This window comes from Parafrankia sp. EUN1f (assembly GCF_000177675.1).
GTDB lineage: Bacteria > Actinomycetota > Actinomycetes > Frankiales > Frankiaceae > Parafrankia.
Map to the genome: position 1 here is coordinate 43,000 of NZ_ADGX01000052.1, position 14,843 is coordinate 57,842.

The 14,843-nt window shown below is 68.8% G+C and carries 12 protein-coding genes; 6 read left to right on the top strand and 6 right to left on the bottom strand.

What is annotated here, in order from left to right:
- Positions 1–92: 92 nt before the first annotated feature.
- From FREUN1FDRAFT_RS17190 to FREUN1FDRAFT_RS17205, 4 genes are all read right to left on the bottom strand, one after another.
- Positions 93–791 (bottom strand): TetR/AcrR family transcriptional regulator, encoded by a 699-nt coding sequence (locus FREUN1FDRAFT_RS17190; protein ID WP_006541388.1) that lies wholly within the window; start codon positions 789–791, stop codon positions 93–95.
- On the bottom strand, positions 788–1,858 hold the full coding sequence (locus FREUN1FDRAFT_RS17195; RefSeq protein WP_006541389.1) for a dihydrodipicolinate reductase: 1,071 nt from the start codon (positions 1,856–1,858) through the stop codon (positions 788–790). The genes FREUN1FDRAFT_RS17190 and FREUN1FDRAFT_RS17195 overlap by 4 nt, the downstream gene beginning before the upstream one ends.
- Positions 1,859–2,091: 233 nt before the next feature.
- Positions 2,092–3,630: an MFS transporter gene (locus FREUN1FDRAFT_RS17200; protein WP_006541390.1), complete on the bottom strand. Its 1,539-nt coding sequence runs from the start codon at positions 3,628–3,630 to the stop codon at positions 2,092–2,094.
- Between the two features lie 293 nt (positions 3,631–3,923).
- Positions 3,924–4,517, bottom strand: a complete 594-nt coding sequence (locus FREUN1FDRAFT_RS17205; RefSeq protein WP_035951989.1) for a TetR/AcrR family transcriptional regulator — start codon at positions 4,515–4,517, stop codon at positions 3,924–3,926.
- 546 nt (positions 4,518–5,063) lie between these two features.
- Here FREUN1FDRAFT_RS17205 and FREUN1FDRAFT_RS17210 point away from each other — a divergent pair.
- Positions 5,064–5,876, top strand: a complete 813-nt coding sequence (locus tag FREUN1FDRAFT_RS17210) for an S-adenosyl-l-methionine hydroxide adenosyltransferase family protein (protein WP_006541392.1) — start codon at positions 5,064–5,066, stop codon at positions 5,874–5,876.
- A 221-nt stretch (positions 5,877–6,097) separates the two neighbouring features.
- On the opposite strand, the gene FREUN1FDRAFT_RS17215 is transcribed toward FREUN1FDRAFT_RS17210, so the two are convergent.
- On the bottom strand, positions 6,098–6,955 hold the full coding sequence (locus FREUN1FDRAFT_RS17215; RefSeq protein WP_006541393.1) for a polysaccharide deacetylase family protein: 858 nt from the start codon (positions 6,953–6,955) through the stop codon (positions 6,098–6,100).
- A 448-nt stretch (positions 6,956–7,403) separates the two neighbouring features.
- Here FREUN1FDRAFT_RS17215 and FREUN1FDRAFT_RS17220 point away from each other — a divergent pair, with 448 nt between their 5' ends.
- Positions 7,404–8,678: a YncE family protein gene (locus tag FREUN1FDRAFT_RS17220; protein ID WP_006541394.1), complete on the top strand. Its 1,275-nt coding sequence runs from the start codon at positions 7,404–7,406 to the stop codon at positions 8,676–8,678.
- Positions 8,679–8,892: 214 nt separating this feature from the next.
- Here the strand turns inward: FREUN1FDRAFT_RS17220 and FREUN1FDRAFT_RS17225 are convergent, their stop codons facing one another.
- On the bottom strand, positions 8,893–9,462 hold the full coding sequence (locus FREUN1FDRAFT_RS17225; RefSeq protein ID WP_232295234.1) for a CGNR zinc finger domain-containing protein: 570 nt from the start codon (positions 9,460–9,462) through the stop codon (positions 8,893–8,895).
- A gap of 86 nt (positions 9,463–9,548) precedes the next feature.
- Between FREUN1FDRAFT_RS17225 and FREUN1FDRAFT_RS41605 the strand changes: the two genes are divergently transcribed.
- From FREUN1FDRAFT_RS41605 to FREUN1FDRAFT_RS17255, 4 genes are all read left to right on the top strand, one after another.
- The gene (locus tag FREUN1FDRAFT_RS41605) at positions 9,549–11,270 is read left to right on the top strand and encodes an EamA family transporter (RefSeq protein WP_006541396.1); all 1,722 of its coding nucleotides are present in this window, start codon (positions 9,549–9,551) and stop codon (positions 11,268–11,270) included.
- A gap of 350 nt (positions 11,271–11,620) precedes the next feature.
- A complete protein-coding gene (locus FREUN1FDRAFT_RS17245) occupies positions 11,621–12,556 on the top strand; it encodes a polysaccharide deacetylase family protein (protein ID WP_157474894.1) in 936 nt (311 codons plus the stop codon).
- A gap of 42 nt (positions 12,557–12,598) precedes the next feature.
- Positions 12,599–12,877, top strand: coding sequence for a hypothetical protein (locus FREUN1FDRAFT_RS46420; protein WP_006541398.1), 279 nt, complete (start codon positions 12,599–12,601; stop codon positions 12,875–12,877).
- A gap of 741 nt (positions 12,878–13,618) precedes the next feature.
- The coding region (locus FREUN1FDRAFT_RS17255) for a hypothetical protein (protein ID WP_006541399.1) at positions 13,619–14,843 on the top strand (1,225 nt) is incomplete at its 3' end.

Sequence of the window (14,843 nt, forward strand, 5' to 3'; positions counted from 1 at the left end):
CGATTCCCGGTGGCGCGGCGCAGACCGCGGGGATGGCGTTCACGGCGGGCATCGCAGTTGGATCACGCGAAGCGGTGCGGTCGATGGCGGCGTCATGAGGCATCTCTCGTCAGGCGTTCGCCCGCGGGAGTAACGCCCGCGGGAGTCACGCCCGCGGGGCCGGGCTCCAGGTGTGCGACGAGCAGGTCGACCAGCGCGGCGCGCTCGCGGGAGGTGTCGAGCGGCTCGCGGGTGGCCAGCTGGGCGAAGACGAGCCCGCGCAGCGCCGCCCAGAGCAGGTGACCGACGGCTCTCGCGTCGCCGTGATGCTGTCGTTCGGCGATCAGCTCCTCGCCGAGGCGCGTCAGCTCGGCCGCGACCAGGGCGAAATGCTCCCCCGTCTCCGCGTCGCGCTGGCTGCGCGTCGCGACGGCGATCTCCAGACTGGCGCGCGACGCCGGTGTACAGAACGCGGCCCAGGCGGCCTCGACGAGCGCGCTGACCTGGTCGCGGACGGAGCCCACCGGGACCCCGAGCGCGGCCATGCGCCGGCGCAGCTCGTCGAAGCTCGCGTCGACGACGGCGGTCAGCAGGCCGTCACGGTCTCCGAAGTGGTATTGGATCACGCCCCAGGTGACGCCCGCCCGCTCGGCGATGTGCTTGGCGCTGGCGGCGGCGAAGCCCTCCTCGACGACACAGCGCACGGTCTCTTCCATGATCAGGGCGCGGGTCCGCTCGGCGCGCTCCTGCGCGCCGCTCGCCGGCCGGGTCGGCGCGATCGACCCGACGCGCCGCGTGCCGCGCGACGTCACGGCATGAGGCCGTGGGCTTGGGCGACCGGCAGGTCGGACAGATGGGTGAGCCCCGGGGGTGCCGCGCAGACCGCGGGGATCGCGTTCACGGCCTTGGCCGCCGTCGCGATGACGCCGGCCGTGTTGTGATCGGTGCGCTCGTCACCGACATGGGTGTTGATCTCGACGCCGGGCACGCCCTTGATCACGACCCGGTGGACGCCCGGGCGCCCGTCGGGCGGGAACGGCCACTCGGGCGCGGCCTGGGGGGTCAGCCGGTTCACGTGCTCCATGACGATCGCGGGACGTCCGCGCACGATGCCCTCGACGGCGAAGCGGGCGGCGGCGACCTGGCCCGGCTCGACGGTCATCATCGTGCAGGTGATGGTCTGGGTCGCCGTCCAGGTCTCGTGGCGCTCGCGGAGCTCCTCGACCTGCACCCCGAGGCGGTCGGCCAGCAGCCGGATCGGGCCGCCCCAGATCGACGCGAGCACGCCGGGCAGGAACAGGGTGGGCACGGTGTCGGGCGTGGCGCCGAACCCGAAGCTCGCTCCGGTGAACGCGGCGTCGTCATACGTGCCGTAGTCGAAGATCTCCTGCACCAGGATCTCATCGGCCCGTTCGGTCAGGCTCAGCGCCGCGAGCGGCAGGAGATCACCGGAGAAACCAGGGTCGATGCCGTTCACGAACATGGTGGTGCCCCCGGCCGCGCAGGCCGCCTCGATCGGCTCGCGCAGCCAGGCATCGGCGTGGGGCGGATAGACAAGCCACACCAGGGACGTCCCGACGACGTTGGTGCCCGCGGCGAGGAAGGCCGTGATGTCCGCGAGGGCGGCCTGCGGGCGCGTCTCCGCCTGTGACGTGTAGACGACGCAGTCGGCCTTCAACGCCAGCAGCGCTTCCAGGTCGTCCGTCGCGGTGATGCCCGTGGCGGTGCCGAGGCCGCAGAGCTCGGCCGCGTCCCGGCCGACCTTGTCGGGGCTGCTGGCGTGCACTCCCACCAGTTCCAGCCCAGGCCGGTTGATTATCGAACGTAATGAGTGACGCCCAACGTTCCCGGTGGAGAACTGAATCACGCGCAGCGACATGGAAGCTCCCGACTGTGCGAGCCGACGACCTCCGAGTGAGCCGACGACCTCCGACCCGAGGCATCATAAACGACTTAATGGTTTCGCTGTCCAGTGGTCGCAGGCGGACCGCACGGCGTCCGCCGTCAGCGTTGAAGATCCCTCGGCTCGGCTGTCGCTGCCCTCGTGCTCACCTCCGGCCTGGTTACTGGCGTGGTCTTCATCCCGGGCTCAGAGGTTGATCCGAGCCTTCCCTATGCGTCCGAGCTGGTCGACTGGGGGCTGGCGGGTACGGCGACCGCGGGGACCGGGCGGGGCCTGCGCTTGAAGACGAGGACGGTGACTGCCAGGGCGACGGCGATGAAGGCCACCAGTACGACGAACGAGGCGGCGATCCCCTTGCCCAGGTCGTGGTGGAGCTGCTCCTGCGGGCTCAGGGCGGGGTTTGGGTGATGCGCGGAGTCGCGTAGCGAGGTGCTGTACACCGTGGTGAGAACGGCGATCCCGACGGCGAGCCCGATCTGTTGGAGGCACTGCAGCAGGCCGGAGGCCGACCCGGTGTCGCGTGGCGGCAGCTCGGCGAGGATGACCATGTTCAGTGGCATGAAGGCCAGCCCGATCCCGAGCCCGACCAGGATGAGTGGGCCGACCAGGCCACCCGGGTAGGTGGTGGTGCCGTCCAGCTGGGTCAGCCAGAGAGCGGCGACCATTGCGACCAGCGTGCCCGCCATGATGACGGCCTTCGGGCCGAGCCTTGCGACCAGCTTCGGCGCCGTCCGTGCGCTGCCGAACTGCACGGCGGCCATGGGAAGGAACGCCAGGCCGGTCTGGAGCGGGCTGAGGTCCAGCACCCGCTGGATGAACAGCGAAAGGAAGAAGAAAGTGCTTCCCATTGCTGCCGACAGGAACAGCATGTTGATGTAGGCACCGGCCCGCGACCGCGCCCCGAACAGTCGCAACGGCATGATCGGCTGCCCGACGTTGGCCTCGATGGCCAGGAATCCGAGCAGAAGCACGACGCCGGCAGCCAGCATCGCCACGGCCAGCCCGTCAGACCAGCCGTCGGAGGCAGCCCGGATGAATCCGTATACCAGGGACACCATTCCGGCTGTGGACACGGCCGCACCGGCCACATCGAACCGGGCCGGATGACGAGGGGTGTCCTGAAGGAACGGTCGGGCCAGCGCGATCACCCCGATCCCGAAAGGGACGTTGATGACGAACACCCATCGCCAGGAGGCCGTCGACAACAGCCCGCCGAGGATCAGCCCGAGCGTCAGCCCGAGACCAGCGATCATGGAGAAGACACCCAGGGCGCGTTGCCGCTCGGTGCCGTCCTTGAAGGTGGTGGCGAGCAGGGCGAGGGAGGCCGGCGCCGCGAATGCGGCACCGACTCCCTGCGCGGCCCGGGCCGTTATCAGGGCTCCGGCGGAGGGGGCGAGGCCGGCGGCGAGCGAGGCGAGGGTGAACAGTGCCAGCCCACCGATGAACAGCCGTAGCCGGCCGAACACGTCACCGGCTCGGCCGCCCAGCAGGAGGAGCCCCCCGAACGCCAGTGAATAGGCGCTTTGTATCCACGCAAGACTGGAGGGGGAGAAGTCCAGGTCCTTCTGGATCTTCGCCAAGGCGACGTTCACGATCGTGCCATCGATGATCACCATCAGTTGGCAGATCACGATGACGCCGAGCGCGATCCGCAGGCGGTTGTCGCGTCGCGCCGGCGCCGCGGAAGCAACGTCGCCAACCTGCCCGGCACTCTCGGCGGCGACCGTGTCCAGCTCCTGAGCACTCATCCTCGTCCTTTGGTCGGGAGACGCCTGACCAGAAGGTCTCTCCGGCGCGCGAGCAGAGATCCAGAGGTCGGGCACGACTGTCATACGCACGATTCGGAAGATCTTTCCGTTTTCACTGGCGTACGATACGGAAGATCTTTCCGTTTTTCAAGCGTCAGTGGCCGTCGTCGGTTCGATACGTCCACCAGAGCGGCTCGGCGGTGCGGTACGCACGGTGTGGCGGCGCGGTACGACGGAGCGGTGCGGGAAGCGGTGCGCCGCACAGGCTTCCGCCGTCGGCGACCGGCGTGACGTTATCGGCGTCGCAGACCGTCGAGCAGGTAGCCGAGCAGATGGCCGGCGGAGTGACCGGCGGTCTGCTCGGCGGTCAGCGCGATCGCGTTGACCAGCTTCAGGAGAGTCGACATGTCGAGGTCGGCCCGCATCGTGCCCGACTGCTGCGCCCGACAGAGCAGGTCGGCACCCGCGGCCCGCATCTCCTGGCAGGACAGGGACAAGGGCGAGACGCCGTCGTGCATGACCGACATGACCTCCGTGGCCAGCCCGCGGTACTCGGTGAGGTGCACGATGAACTGGCGCAGCCACTCGGCCAGCGCGTCGTCGGGTGAAAGGGAAGGAGTAGCGGAAGCATCGGCCAGGCTGACCGCGGCCACTCTCAGCGCCTCGAAGTGATCAAGAAGAATCGCCTCGAGCAGCGCCTCACGGGTCGGGAAATGCCGGTAGACGGTGCCGGTACCCAGCCCGGCCTGCTTGGCCACGTCGTAGAGCGAGGCGTCGGCACCCTTCTCGGCGAAAACGGCGCGCGCCGCGGCAAGTAGCCACTCGCGGTTGCGCCGCGCGTCCGTCCGAACGGCTCGGCCGGTGGACGTGGACACCGAGTTAGCCATCATCGCAGCCTCCCAGGCATCGCCCGCTCGGCGGACAGTGCCGCCGAGGCCCTCGCCGGCCTTGCCATACGCCCAGAACGATCCCCGAAACGGAAAGATCTTCCGAATCTTATCATGTGGACCGTCGCATCCCCGTGTTGCCCCCGCATCGCCTCCGCTCCTGGTGGCGGCGGTCGCGATCGTGCGGATGGCCCCGGACGGGCACCCGCTGGGAACGGTATCCGGATCATCAACGACGCTGCCACCTTCGCTGGCGAGATCAGCCGTGCGGGTGAGCATCCCGACGCGGTGCTGGAAGCCACCTATGGCTGGTGCTGGGCAGTCGACGTGCTGGCCGCTCCTGGTGCTCAGGTGTCCTCCGCTCCCGGTTCCGAACACCGTCGGCCTCGGCCTCGGCCTCGGTAGGCGGACGCCGCCGCCGGGTGACCGGTTCTCGCAGCTCCAGCTGAGCGTGCGCGCCGGGCTGGACGATGATGCAAGCCGAATGCGCGACAGTGGTCGTCATCGTGAACAGCCCCTGGAAACTCCTGTCCGGAAGTGGTGGCGGTGTCCGAATATCAGATCATCTCGTTTCTGACTGACTACGGCCTCAGTGATGGTTTTGTGGCGACGTGCCATGGGGTGCTGCTCGGCATCTCGCCCGGCGTCCGGCTGATCGACATCAGCCATGTCGTGCCACCGCAGGACATCCGAACCGGTGCGCGGCTTCTCGCCAGGGTCACGCCGTACCTGCCGAAGGCGATTCATGTCGCCGTCGTCGATCCGGGTGTCGGCGGGCAGCGCCGGCCGGTCGCCGTGGACACCGCCCGTGGCCTCTTCATCGGCCCGGACAACGGCCTTCTCTCCTGGGCTGTGGAGGCGGCAGGCGGCGCGCTGGCGGCGTACGAGCTCACGAACGGGAAGCTGTTCCGGGAACCGGTCTCGCGTACGTTCCACGGGCGCGACATCTTCATGCCCGTCGCCGGTCATCTCGCCCGCGGTACGGCTCTGGCCGAAGTCGGGCCGGAGATCTCGACAGGGTCGCTGGTAGCCCTGCCCGCGCCGGTCGAGCGACTCGAAGGCGGTGAGCTCCACTCGGAGGTGATCCTGGCGGACCATTTCGGCAACCTCCACCTTGCCAGCGCCGTCGACCGGCTCGACTCCTTCTCGCTTTCGGTCGGTGATCCGGTGGTCTGTGTCACGCCGGCCGGCGAACACAGGGCGACCTACGTCGAGGTCTTCGAGGAGGTCCCGCTGGGGGAGCTGGCCTTCTACGGCGACGCGGTGGGGCAGTTGACCATCGCGGTGAACTCCGGGAACGCGGCGGAACGGCTCGGTGTCACCACCGGCGAGGTACTCCGGATCCGGATCGCACCCTGATCTGCGGCGCCGGAAGCCCGGCGACCGCGAAGCAGGTGTCACCAGGCCTGCCCCGAAGCCGGCCGCAATGCCGACGCCACGGGTGTGCCCGCCAAGCTGGTTACGCCGGCAATACGAGGACCAGGAAAACCGGCTGGGGGCAGGCTACGGCGGCAGAGTGAAAGCGGGGACGTGGTTTGGACGGACCACGCTGAAATGCCGGCGGTCCAACGTGCGTCGGGTCAGATGAGGAGGTCGTGCACCCGTACCGGGGTGAGGCCGGCTGTGCGTAGGTTCGCGACGATTCTGGGAAACGCGCTGACGGTGCCCGGGTATCCGAAGTGCATGCTCACGATCGAGCCCGGCCGCGTGTTGGCGCGGATGCGGGCGACGACGGCGTCGGCTCCCGGGGAGGTGTAGTCGAGCGGGTCGACGTCGAAGTCGACGACCGTGCGGTAACCGGCGGCGCCGGCCTCGGTGAGGATCAGCGGGGTGGCGGTGCTCGTGCCGGAAGGCCGGAAATAGCGGCCCTGGGTCGGGGCGAGCCGGGCGAGGACGTCCCGGCAGCCGGCGATCTCGGCGGCGACCTGATCGGCGGGCAGCGCGGTCAGCGTCGGGTGGGTGTGGGTGTGGTTCGCCAGTTCGTTACCGGCTGCCAGGATCGTCGGGACGAGATCGCGATGGTCGTCCAGCCACTGGCCGACTGCGAACACCGTGATCGGCACGGAGAGCTGGGCGGCGTCGGCGAGGAGCTGGTGGGCCAGTGAGAGATCCTGGCCGGCTTCGTGCGGACCGAGATGGAAGGTGAGCGCGACCCGGGGCCGGTCCCGCGGGCCGTGGGTGATCGCAGCCGCGGGCCCTCCTGGCACCAGCCCCGGGCCGGTCAGGTCCGACGCTGCGGAGGGTGCCGTCGTGCCGGTCTGCGCGGTGCCGAGGGCCGCGGCCGAAGGCTGCGGGGCGGACGACGGTGGGGCTGACGCCGCCGGTTGCGGCCCTCCGCCGGCACAGGCCGCGAGGCCGCCGGCGGCTGCGGCCGCCGCGGCGCCGGTCGCGGTCAGGAAGCGGCGGCGGGAAAGGTCGTGGTCGCACATCTCGGTCATGGCGGAGGCTACTCGACGTGGCTGGCGGTCATCGGGTGCGACGGTAGCCGGGAGAATCCCGTCCGGTTCCTGGCCACAGTCGGTGTTTCCTTCCGTAGATCCCGAAGGCGTCGAGTGACGCCACTGGCTTGACCAGCGATGACGGCGACGGCGACGGCCACGGAAGGCGGCTAGGCGCAGGCCATCGACTGCCGACCGCCGCCTGGCAATCGGGTTCCGTGGCCTTCGGCTCCTCTCGCTGGATCCGTCCCCAGTATTCCGTGGCGGGATGTGAGAGCTATGAGACGGGCGAGGAATCGAGGCGCATCCACCTCCACGGCCCGGCCAAAATGGGAGTGCCTGAGCCCAGCGCATCCGGCGTGGCTAGGCTGACCCCGTGCCAGACCGAGCATCCTCCCATCGTCGGCGAGCAACGAACAGATTCCGCCGTTGGGATCCGAGGGTGCTGGTGGTGGCGGTGACGCTGGTCGTCGCTGTACTCGCCCTTGGTCTCTACCTGGCCACCGACATCGGGCGTGGCTCCGATGCGCAGGCCACCGCCGTCAGAGCCACCGTCAGTGCCACTGCCGGCGCCTCGCACCCGGGAAGGTCGCACCCGGGGACGGGCGGTCCGGCGAGTCCCTCCGGCGCCGCCGGTGGTGGCGTCCCGGCTGTCGACGTCTACTCCCAGGCCCGTGCGGGGATGCTGAGCCCGGCGGTGCGCGACGACCCGCCGCTGGTCTACGTGCCCAACCTGCGCGACGGCACGGTCACCGTGATCGACCAGCGCACCCTGCGGGTGGTGGAGAGCTACCGTACCGGCCGTGCGCCACAGCACGTCGTCCCCTCCTGGGATCTGCGGACCCTGTGGGTGAACAACAACGAGGGCAACAGCCTGTCGCCGATCGACCCGCGCACCGGGCGGCTGGCCGGGCCCGCGGTGCCCGTCGCTGACCCGTACAACCTGTACTTCACGCCCGACGGGGCCAACGCGATGGTCATCGCGGAGGCGAACCACGAAATCGACTTCCGTGATCCGCACACGTTCGCGCTGCGGCACAGCCTCGACGTGGGCAGCGAATGCGCGGGCGTGAACCACGTCGACTTCTCCGTCGACGGCTCCTACGCGATCGCCACCTGTGAGTTCGCCGGCCGGCTCGTCAAGGTCGACCTCGCCCACCAGAGCGTCCTCGGCTACCTCGACCTCGGCCGGGAGGCGGCACCGCAGGACATCAAGATCGACCCGGCCGGCCGGGTCTGGTACGTCGCCGACATGAACTCCGACGGAGTCCACCTCATCGACGGCGACAACTTCACCAAGGTCGGTTTCGTGCACACCGGGCCGGAGACCCACGGGCTCTACCCGAGCCGCGACGGCCGGTTCCTCTACGTCGCCAACCGCGGCGGGCAGATGCAGTCGATGAAACCGCCGTTCCCGCACGCCGGAACGCAGGGCTCGGTCTCGGTCATCTCCTTCGCCACCCGCGCGGTGGTGGCCAACTGGCCGATCCCCGGCGGGGGAACCCCGGACATGGGCAACGTCAACGCCGACGGCACCCGCCTGTGGCTCGCCGGCCGGCGCAGCGACGTCGTCTACGTGTTCGACACCGGCGGCGGGAACGGCGCGGATCCGACCACCGGCAGGCTCCTCACCGAGATCCCCGTCGGGCACGAACCGCACGGCCTCACGGTCTGGCCGCAACCCGGGCGCTATTCCCTGGGCCACACCGGAATCATGCGCTGATCCTGCACCCCACCGGGCAGCCTGTCCCGGCCCTCTCGTGTCACGCCCGCCGCCCGCCGCCCGCCGCCTGCGACCAGCCCGGCGATGGCGCCGGTCGGCGGCTGCGTCCTCCGGACCAGCATGGAGAATGCACTGGACTCTGCCACCGTCCAGGGCGGCCCGCCGGCTTCCACTGCGTCAGCCTTCGGCGAGACACCCGCTGGGTTGAAAGAGTCTATCGGTGTCCAGAAGGCAGGCTGTCTCGGTGGTGCGACCGGACGTCGCGGAGAGGTGCCGGGTCCGCCATCTCTGCTGCCGTGGCACGATGGCGTGCCACGGCAGCCGTGTTCGCGCATCTGACGGAGCAGTAGCTGCGCCGGCCGTTGCGAGACACGTCAACGAACGCCACCTCGCACCTCGCGCGTTCGCATCGCCCGAGCCGGTCCGCGCCACCACCGCAGATCACCTGAGCCAACCCCGAGCTCGTGATCGCCTTGATCCGCGCGACAACGCCAGAATCGGGCAGGCGGTAATGCAGGTGCGGACGTCCGTCATGCGCGGATATATACGGCGAACCGGTTGATTCAGCCAGCAGGGCATTGACCAGGCCGTAGAGCCGGTCGTCCGCCGGCAGGCCGAAACACGCGTCCAGCCGGTCGGCCCAGCGCAGCAGGTCCGTCCGTGCGGCGTCGTTGTCCAGCTCCGTCTCGACCACCGCATGGCCACGCAGAACCGCCCGCACCAGATGTGCGGGCGTATTCCTCTCGAGATTTGCCAGGTCAGCCGCCAGATGGGCCCCGTGCATACTGTAATGGTTGAATTGCACCTTGCCATTCCAGCACTCTCGGAGGTGCCGTGCAAGACGCGCCTACCGCCAGAGGAGCTGAGTCCATGACAGTGATGCACACGACGGCTGTGAGTACCCTGAGGGAAGAGATCGAGAAGATGGCCAGCTCCGTCTTCCGGCACGAGGCACTGCAGAACGACTTCTACGAGAGGTGGACGACCCGTTCCCTCCCGGCGGAAGAAGTCAGGGTGTTCGCCGTGGAATACCTGACCAGAACCATCAGGACAAGCGAGATGGTAGCGCTGTCCGTGGTGAACACGGCGGACCGTGCTGCGCGGGTAGAATGCGTGAAAAATCTGTTCTCCGAATATGGAGGAGGCGATCCCGGGAAAGTGCATCTCACCCTTCTCGAGGAGTTTCTCGCGGATCTTCTAGGGCGGGTCTCGGGGTATCCCGTGACGATCGAAGAGCTGTACCACGAATCGCCCCTGCCTGGCACCCTGGAATTCAGCTCCGGGCAGCGCGAGCTCTTCACATCGGCGGACCAGCGGGTTGTCCAGGGTGCCCTGTTGGCGCAGGAATGGCTGGCGTACTCGATGATGGTGAGGCTGTACGAGGGCGTTCGCAACTACAAGAGCTACTACAGCTCCGAAGAGGAGTTTCACGAGCACTGCGAGTACTTCTACGTCCACATAGGGGAGGCGGAGAAGGATCACCGGATCCAGGCTGTCGAGTCCGCCGTCAAGGTGTGCGCCGACCCCACCGACCTTGCCCGGGTCCAGGCCGGATTCGACGGCTTCCTCGACCTGACCGTGGAGTACTGGCGGGGCGTGGAAGCGCGGATGCGCGCGGCGGGGGGCTGGAGTTCCGAGCCCATGCGAACGCGGTACCTGCTGCTCGGGCCCGCTAGCGACGCCGACCCGCGGGACCCGAGCCGTGACCCGGAACACCGCCACCAGGCCGGTGCCCGGGGCCGGTGGGTGCCCGCAGGCCTCGTGCTCGCCCAGGTCCTGAGCCTGCAGTGCGGCGCCGCGGCGGCCAAGAACCTGTTCCCCGCCGTGGGCACCACCGCGACCGTCCTGATGCGCCTGTGGTTCGCCGCGCTGCTCCTGCTCGCCCTGGCGCGGCCCAACCTTCGGGTCACCTGTGCCAGAGACATACGCCCGATAGCCGCACTGGGGTGCGTTCTCGCGGCCATGAACATGGCGTACTTCCAGGCCGTCGCGCACCTCCCCCTCGGCATCGCGGCCGTCCTGGAACTGCTCGGACCACTCGCGGTGGCGACCGTCATGTCGCGGAGTCGGGCAGACGCCCTCGCGGCGGTACTGGCCTTCGGGGGAATCACACTGATCGCCCTTCCCCGCGGAGCTGGGGTCACCGCCGCCGGCCTGACACTGGGCCTGCTCGCGGCGATCCTGCGTGCCTCCTACGTCCTGCTGACCGGGCACATCGGACGCACGACCGCGGACCTGTCAGGTCTCGCCGTCGCCCTCCTCATCGGCGCTTCCGTCTTCACCCCGTTCGCCCTGGCCTTCGGGCACGTCCACCGCCTCGGTGACCCGAGGAACCTGGCCCTGGGCCTGCTGGTCGCGGTCCTCTCCTCGGCACTGCCCTACACACTCGACGTCCACACGCTGCGGAGAACCAGCGCCAGGGTCTTCGGTGTCCTGCTCTGTCTGGGGCCCGCGGTCGGCGCCGTCGTCGGCTATCTCTTGCTGGGAGAGCAGCTCAGCCTGCGGCAGGTGATGGCGGTTCTGCTCATCACCACGGCCACCCTTGTGGTCTCCCGCCCAAAGGACGCCACTCACCGCACTCCGTCACCGTGAAGACCAAACAGAGATCCGGTCGTTCTGGGCTGTGTAGCGGACCGAGTCGGTGTTCGTCACCGTACCGTGGTCGGGGTGCGATGAGGTGGAGGCCCTGCGCCTGCTCCTGCACTCGCTTGCCCGCAACCATGCCCTCGTCGACGGGAACAGGAGGCTCGCGTCTTCGTGCCCCGCCATGCCGGCGTCCCCGAGGATCCGGTGCTGGTGACCGACCTGGTGCACGACGCCAGGGACGTCTTTCCGTTTCCTCGGACCGTCACTGCGAGCACGATCGGGGCATGGGTAGTTTTGGCGGTCGGGCCCGCGGCGGCGCGGGCAACCTCGCGGGCGCGGGAAACGTCAGTCCAACCATGACACGCAGCGGTTCCGCGGCCGCCCTGTGCACGCTGGTGTGCCTTGTCGTCGTGCTCGCGGGGTGCGGCGGTGGCGGCGCGTCGTCAGCCGGCCCGGCGGCGGGCCCGACGACCGGTGTCACCACGGACACGCCAGCGCCGACCGGCACCGGCCTCCCCGGCACGACGGTCTCGCCGCCCACCTCGGCGCCCAGCACCTCCGCGAGCCAGCCGCCGCGCGCGACCGGCACGCCGCCCGGGCCGACATCGCGGCCCACCACTGTCGCGCCACCGTCGACGCCGGGCACAGCCCTGCCCGCCGGGCTGGCGGGAAAGGACTGGGAGCGGCTGCCAACGACCCGCAAGGTCGTCGCGCTGACGTTCGACGCCGGCGCCAACGCGGACGGCGTCGCCCCGATCCTCGCGACGCTGCGGCGGGAGAATGTTCCGGCCACGTTCTTCCTCACCGGCCAGTTCGCGAAGAACTTCCCGTCGAAGGTTCAGGACATCGCGGCCGCGGGCGGGCGGATCGGGAACCATTCCGCAACGCATCCGTATTTCACCAAGCTCACCGACTCCGAGACCCGTAGCCAGGTGCAAAGCGCCGAAGGCGACATCCGGACGGCCACCGGCCAGGACCCGCGGCCGTTCTTCCGTTTCCCGTACGGGGACCGGAACGCGCATGACATCGCTCTGCTCAACGAGCTTGGCTACGTCCCGGTCCGGTGGACCGTCGACACCGTCGGCTGGAAGGGCACATCCGGCGGAGCCAGCGTCGAGTCCGTCACGACAAGGGTTCTGAACGCGCTGACACCCGGCGAGATCGTGCTCATGCACCTGGGCTCTCACCCGGAGGACCATTCGACGCTCGACGCCGACGCGTTGCCCGGCATCATCAAGGCGCTGCGTGACCAGGGCTACGGCTTCGTCACCCTCGACGTCCTTCTCGGATAACCCGCCGTTCGGCCGCGTCGGGTCATCGACCCGCCGACGAAGGTGAAGCTGCCCCGTTTTCGTCCCCAGACGGCCCAGCGCCTCGACGCACAGCTGCCGCGCCCCGGCCTCGTCACCGAGGTAGCGGTAAACGTCGGCGAGTCGGTCGAGGGCTTTTACCGCCCAGTAGTCGTCCCCGAGCTGACGGTCCAGGCCGAGCGACTGTTCGTAGTGGGCGCGGGCATGGGTGAGCTGACCGAGCCGGTACTCGGCCAGCCCGATGGTCATCGCACCGTCAGCGCTGACGATGACCACGAGTTGCTGCTGAGCGTCTCTGGCTGACCGCGGAGACGATCAGCATGGTCCGTACCGTAGCGTACCTTGCGTGGCAGGGCGAACCTTTTGCGTAGTGAACGCCCCGCCCGGGTTTGAGGCGATCGGAACCGTGGTCGATGCGCGCGCGGTGTAGGGCTGTGGGTTTCGGCGGCGGCGGATGGCGCCGCGACGCGGGCCCTGCGCCGCCGAGGCCAAACCGGTCTACCGGCGAGGGGCGAGTAGATCCCGAGGACGCTGCACGATCGACGGCCGGCGGGCGCGGTAGACCACGAAATCCCGCGACTTTTCTGGAACTGCCACCGCAGCACGAGCGCGCCGGTAGCGTAGCGGTTGTGAAACCCTTCGGGTTCATCTGGGCCTGCGCACCCTGATCTCGACTACCCCGTGCTCCGTTCCCTGTTCTCGTGTCTCTCGTCTCCCGGTCTGAGGCTTGATTCCGGCGCAGCCCGGTCAGCCCACCGGGCTCTTGCTGGCTTTACGGTCGCGACTGATGGTTCCTCTGGCGGCTTGGGCGGTCCGACTGCCGTCGGCACGGAACCGGTTGATTTTCTGGCCGCCTTTTCGTGGGCCGAAGCGACACTTTCCTCCAGATTCGCGTGGCGACGAAAAACCTTGCCGTGGGTGGATCGGTGCAGGTCGCTTTCCCCGGGTCACGCTTCTTTCGCACTGTCTATGGGCCTTTCGCGGCGCTTTTCGCGCGCCGGATGGCTGAGCCTTCCCGAACTCACACGATAAGGGGTCCTGACCATGACCACCTTGCTGGCCTACACACTCGTCACCGACCCGGCTCCGCTGGAGACGTCGAGGGCCGGTTCGACGGCGCCGTCCGGGGGAGCGGTGTATCTGCTCGTCGCCAACGTAGATCATCCGCAGCCGGTGAACTGGCGCACCATCGATGTGGGCGTACCCGTCGGAACCGGAGCCACCGACCTCACGACGGATCCCAATTCGATCACGGCGAGGATCGACAATGTGGCCGGGCAGGGCGGGAACCCTCCGACCTTCATCTGGCAGAACGCACAGCGCGTGTTCCGGGCCGAGGCCCGCAGCGACGGCGGCCCCCGTCCCCTGGCAAGAGGCGAGTCCATGGTGCTGGTGCTCGAGGACATCCCGGTCAACACTGCCGCGGGCGTCGTGGCCCTGACGATACGAGAGAACGCCGCTCTCGGTAACGGGCAGGCGGCGAACCGCAACACCCTGCAGGGCCTGTTGAAGAAGACGCCGAAGAAGCTCCCCGTCCCGGACCTCCCACGCAACTTCCGTCCGCAGAGATCGCTGGTTCAGACCGGCTCGAACGTCGTGCTGCTCTGGGACGGGCGGGACGATCTCGACTACCGGATCGTCCTGCCGGACGGTTCCGAACAAGCCGCGAGCAACGGTCAGTGGTCACCGGCCGCGGGTACCGCCCCGCAGCGCGGCACCACCTACACCCTCGTCGCCTCCGACGGCGCGCAGAAGTACTACCTCACCACCACCGTTGACGTCGCCAGTCCCGCATTCGACACGCTCACCGTGACCGGTCAGCTCACCGCCATCGGCGGAATCGAGGCGCCCTGGGTGCGGGGGAGCGCGGCCGGGTGGAAGAGCACCGTCACCTTCACCGCGGACGGTGTGAACATCGGTAATGACGCCGGTCAGCCGGGAACTGTCCATGCCGACAAGGCTGACGTCACGGGCGTCAATGCCAAGTGGGTGCAGGGGAGGAGCTCCGCTGACGGGTACATCAGTTTTGTCGAGGACGGCGTGAACATCAATACTGGAAGTGCTCAGTGGGGGATTGTCCATGCCGACAAGGCTGACGTCACCGGCGTCAATGCCAAGTGGGTGCAGGGGAGGAGCTCCGCTGACGGGTACATCAGTTTTGTCGAGGACGGCGTGAACATCAATACTGGAAGTGCTCAGTGGGGGATTGTCCATGCCGACAAGGCCGACGTCACGGGCGTCAATGCCAAGTGGGTGCAGGGGAGAAACG

Excerpts from the sequence above, each read along its gene's own strand:
- FREUN1FDRAFT_RS17195 (WP_006541389.1), bottom strand. The coding sequence starts at position 1,858 with ATGTCGCTGCGCGTGATTCAGTTCTCCACCGGGAACGTTGGGCGTCAC.
- FREUN1FDRAFT_RS17205 (WP_035951989.1), bottom strand. The coding sequence starts at position 4,517 with ATGGCTAACTCGGTGTCCACGTCCACCGGCCGAGCCGTTCGGACGGAC.
- FREUN1FDRAFT_RS17200 (WP_006541390.1), bottom strand. The coding sequence starts at position 3,630 with ATGAGTGCTCAGGAGCTGGACACGGTCGCCGCCGAGAGTGCCGGGCAG.
- FREUN1FDRAFT_RS17225 (WP_232295234.1), bottom strand. The coding sequence starts at position 9,462 with ATGCACGGGGCCCATCTGGCGGCTGACCTGGCAAATCTCGAGAGGAAT.
- FREUN1FDRAFT_RS41605 (WP_006541396.1), top strand. The coding sequence starts at position 9,549 with ATGACAGTGATGCACACGACGGCTGTGAGTACCCTGAGGGAAGAGATC.
- FREUN1FDRAFT_RS17215 (WP_006541393.1), bottom strand. The coding sequence starts at position 6,955 with ATGACCGAGATGTGCGACCACGACCTTTCCCGCCGCCGCTTCCTGACC.
- FREUN1FDRAFT_RS17245 (WP_157474894.1), top strand. The coding sequence starts at position 11,621 with ATGACACGCAGCGGTTCCGCGGCCGCCCTGTGCACGCTGGTGTGCCTT.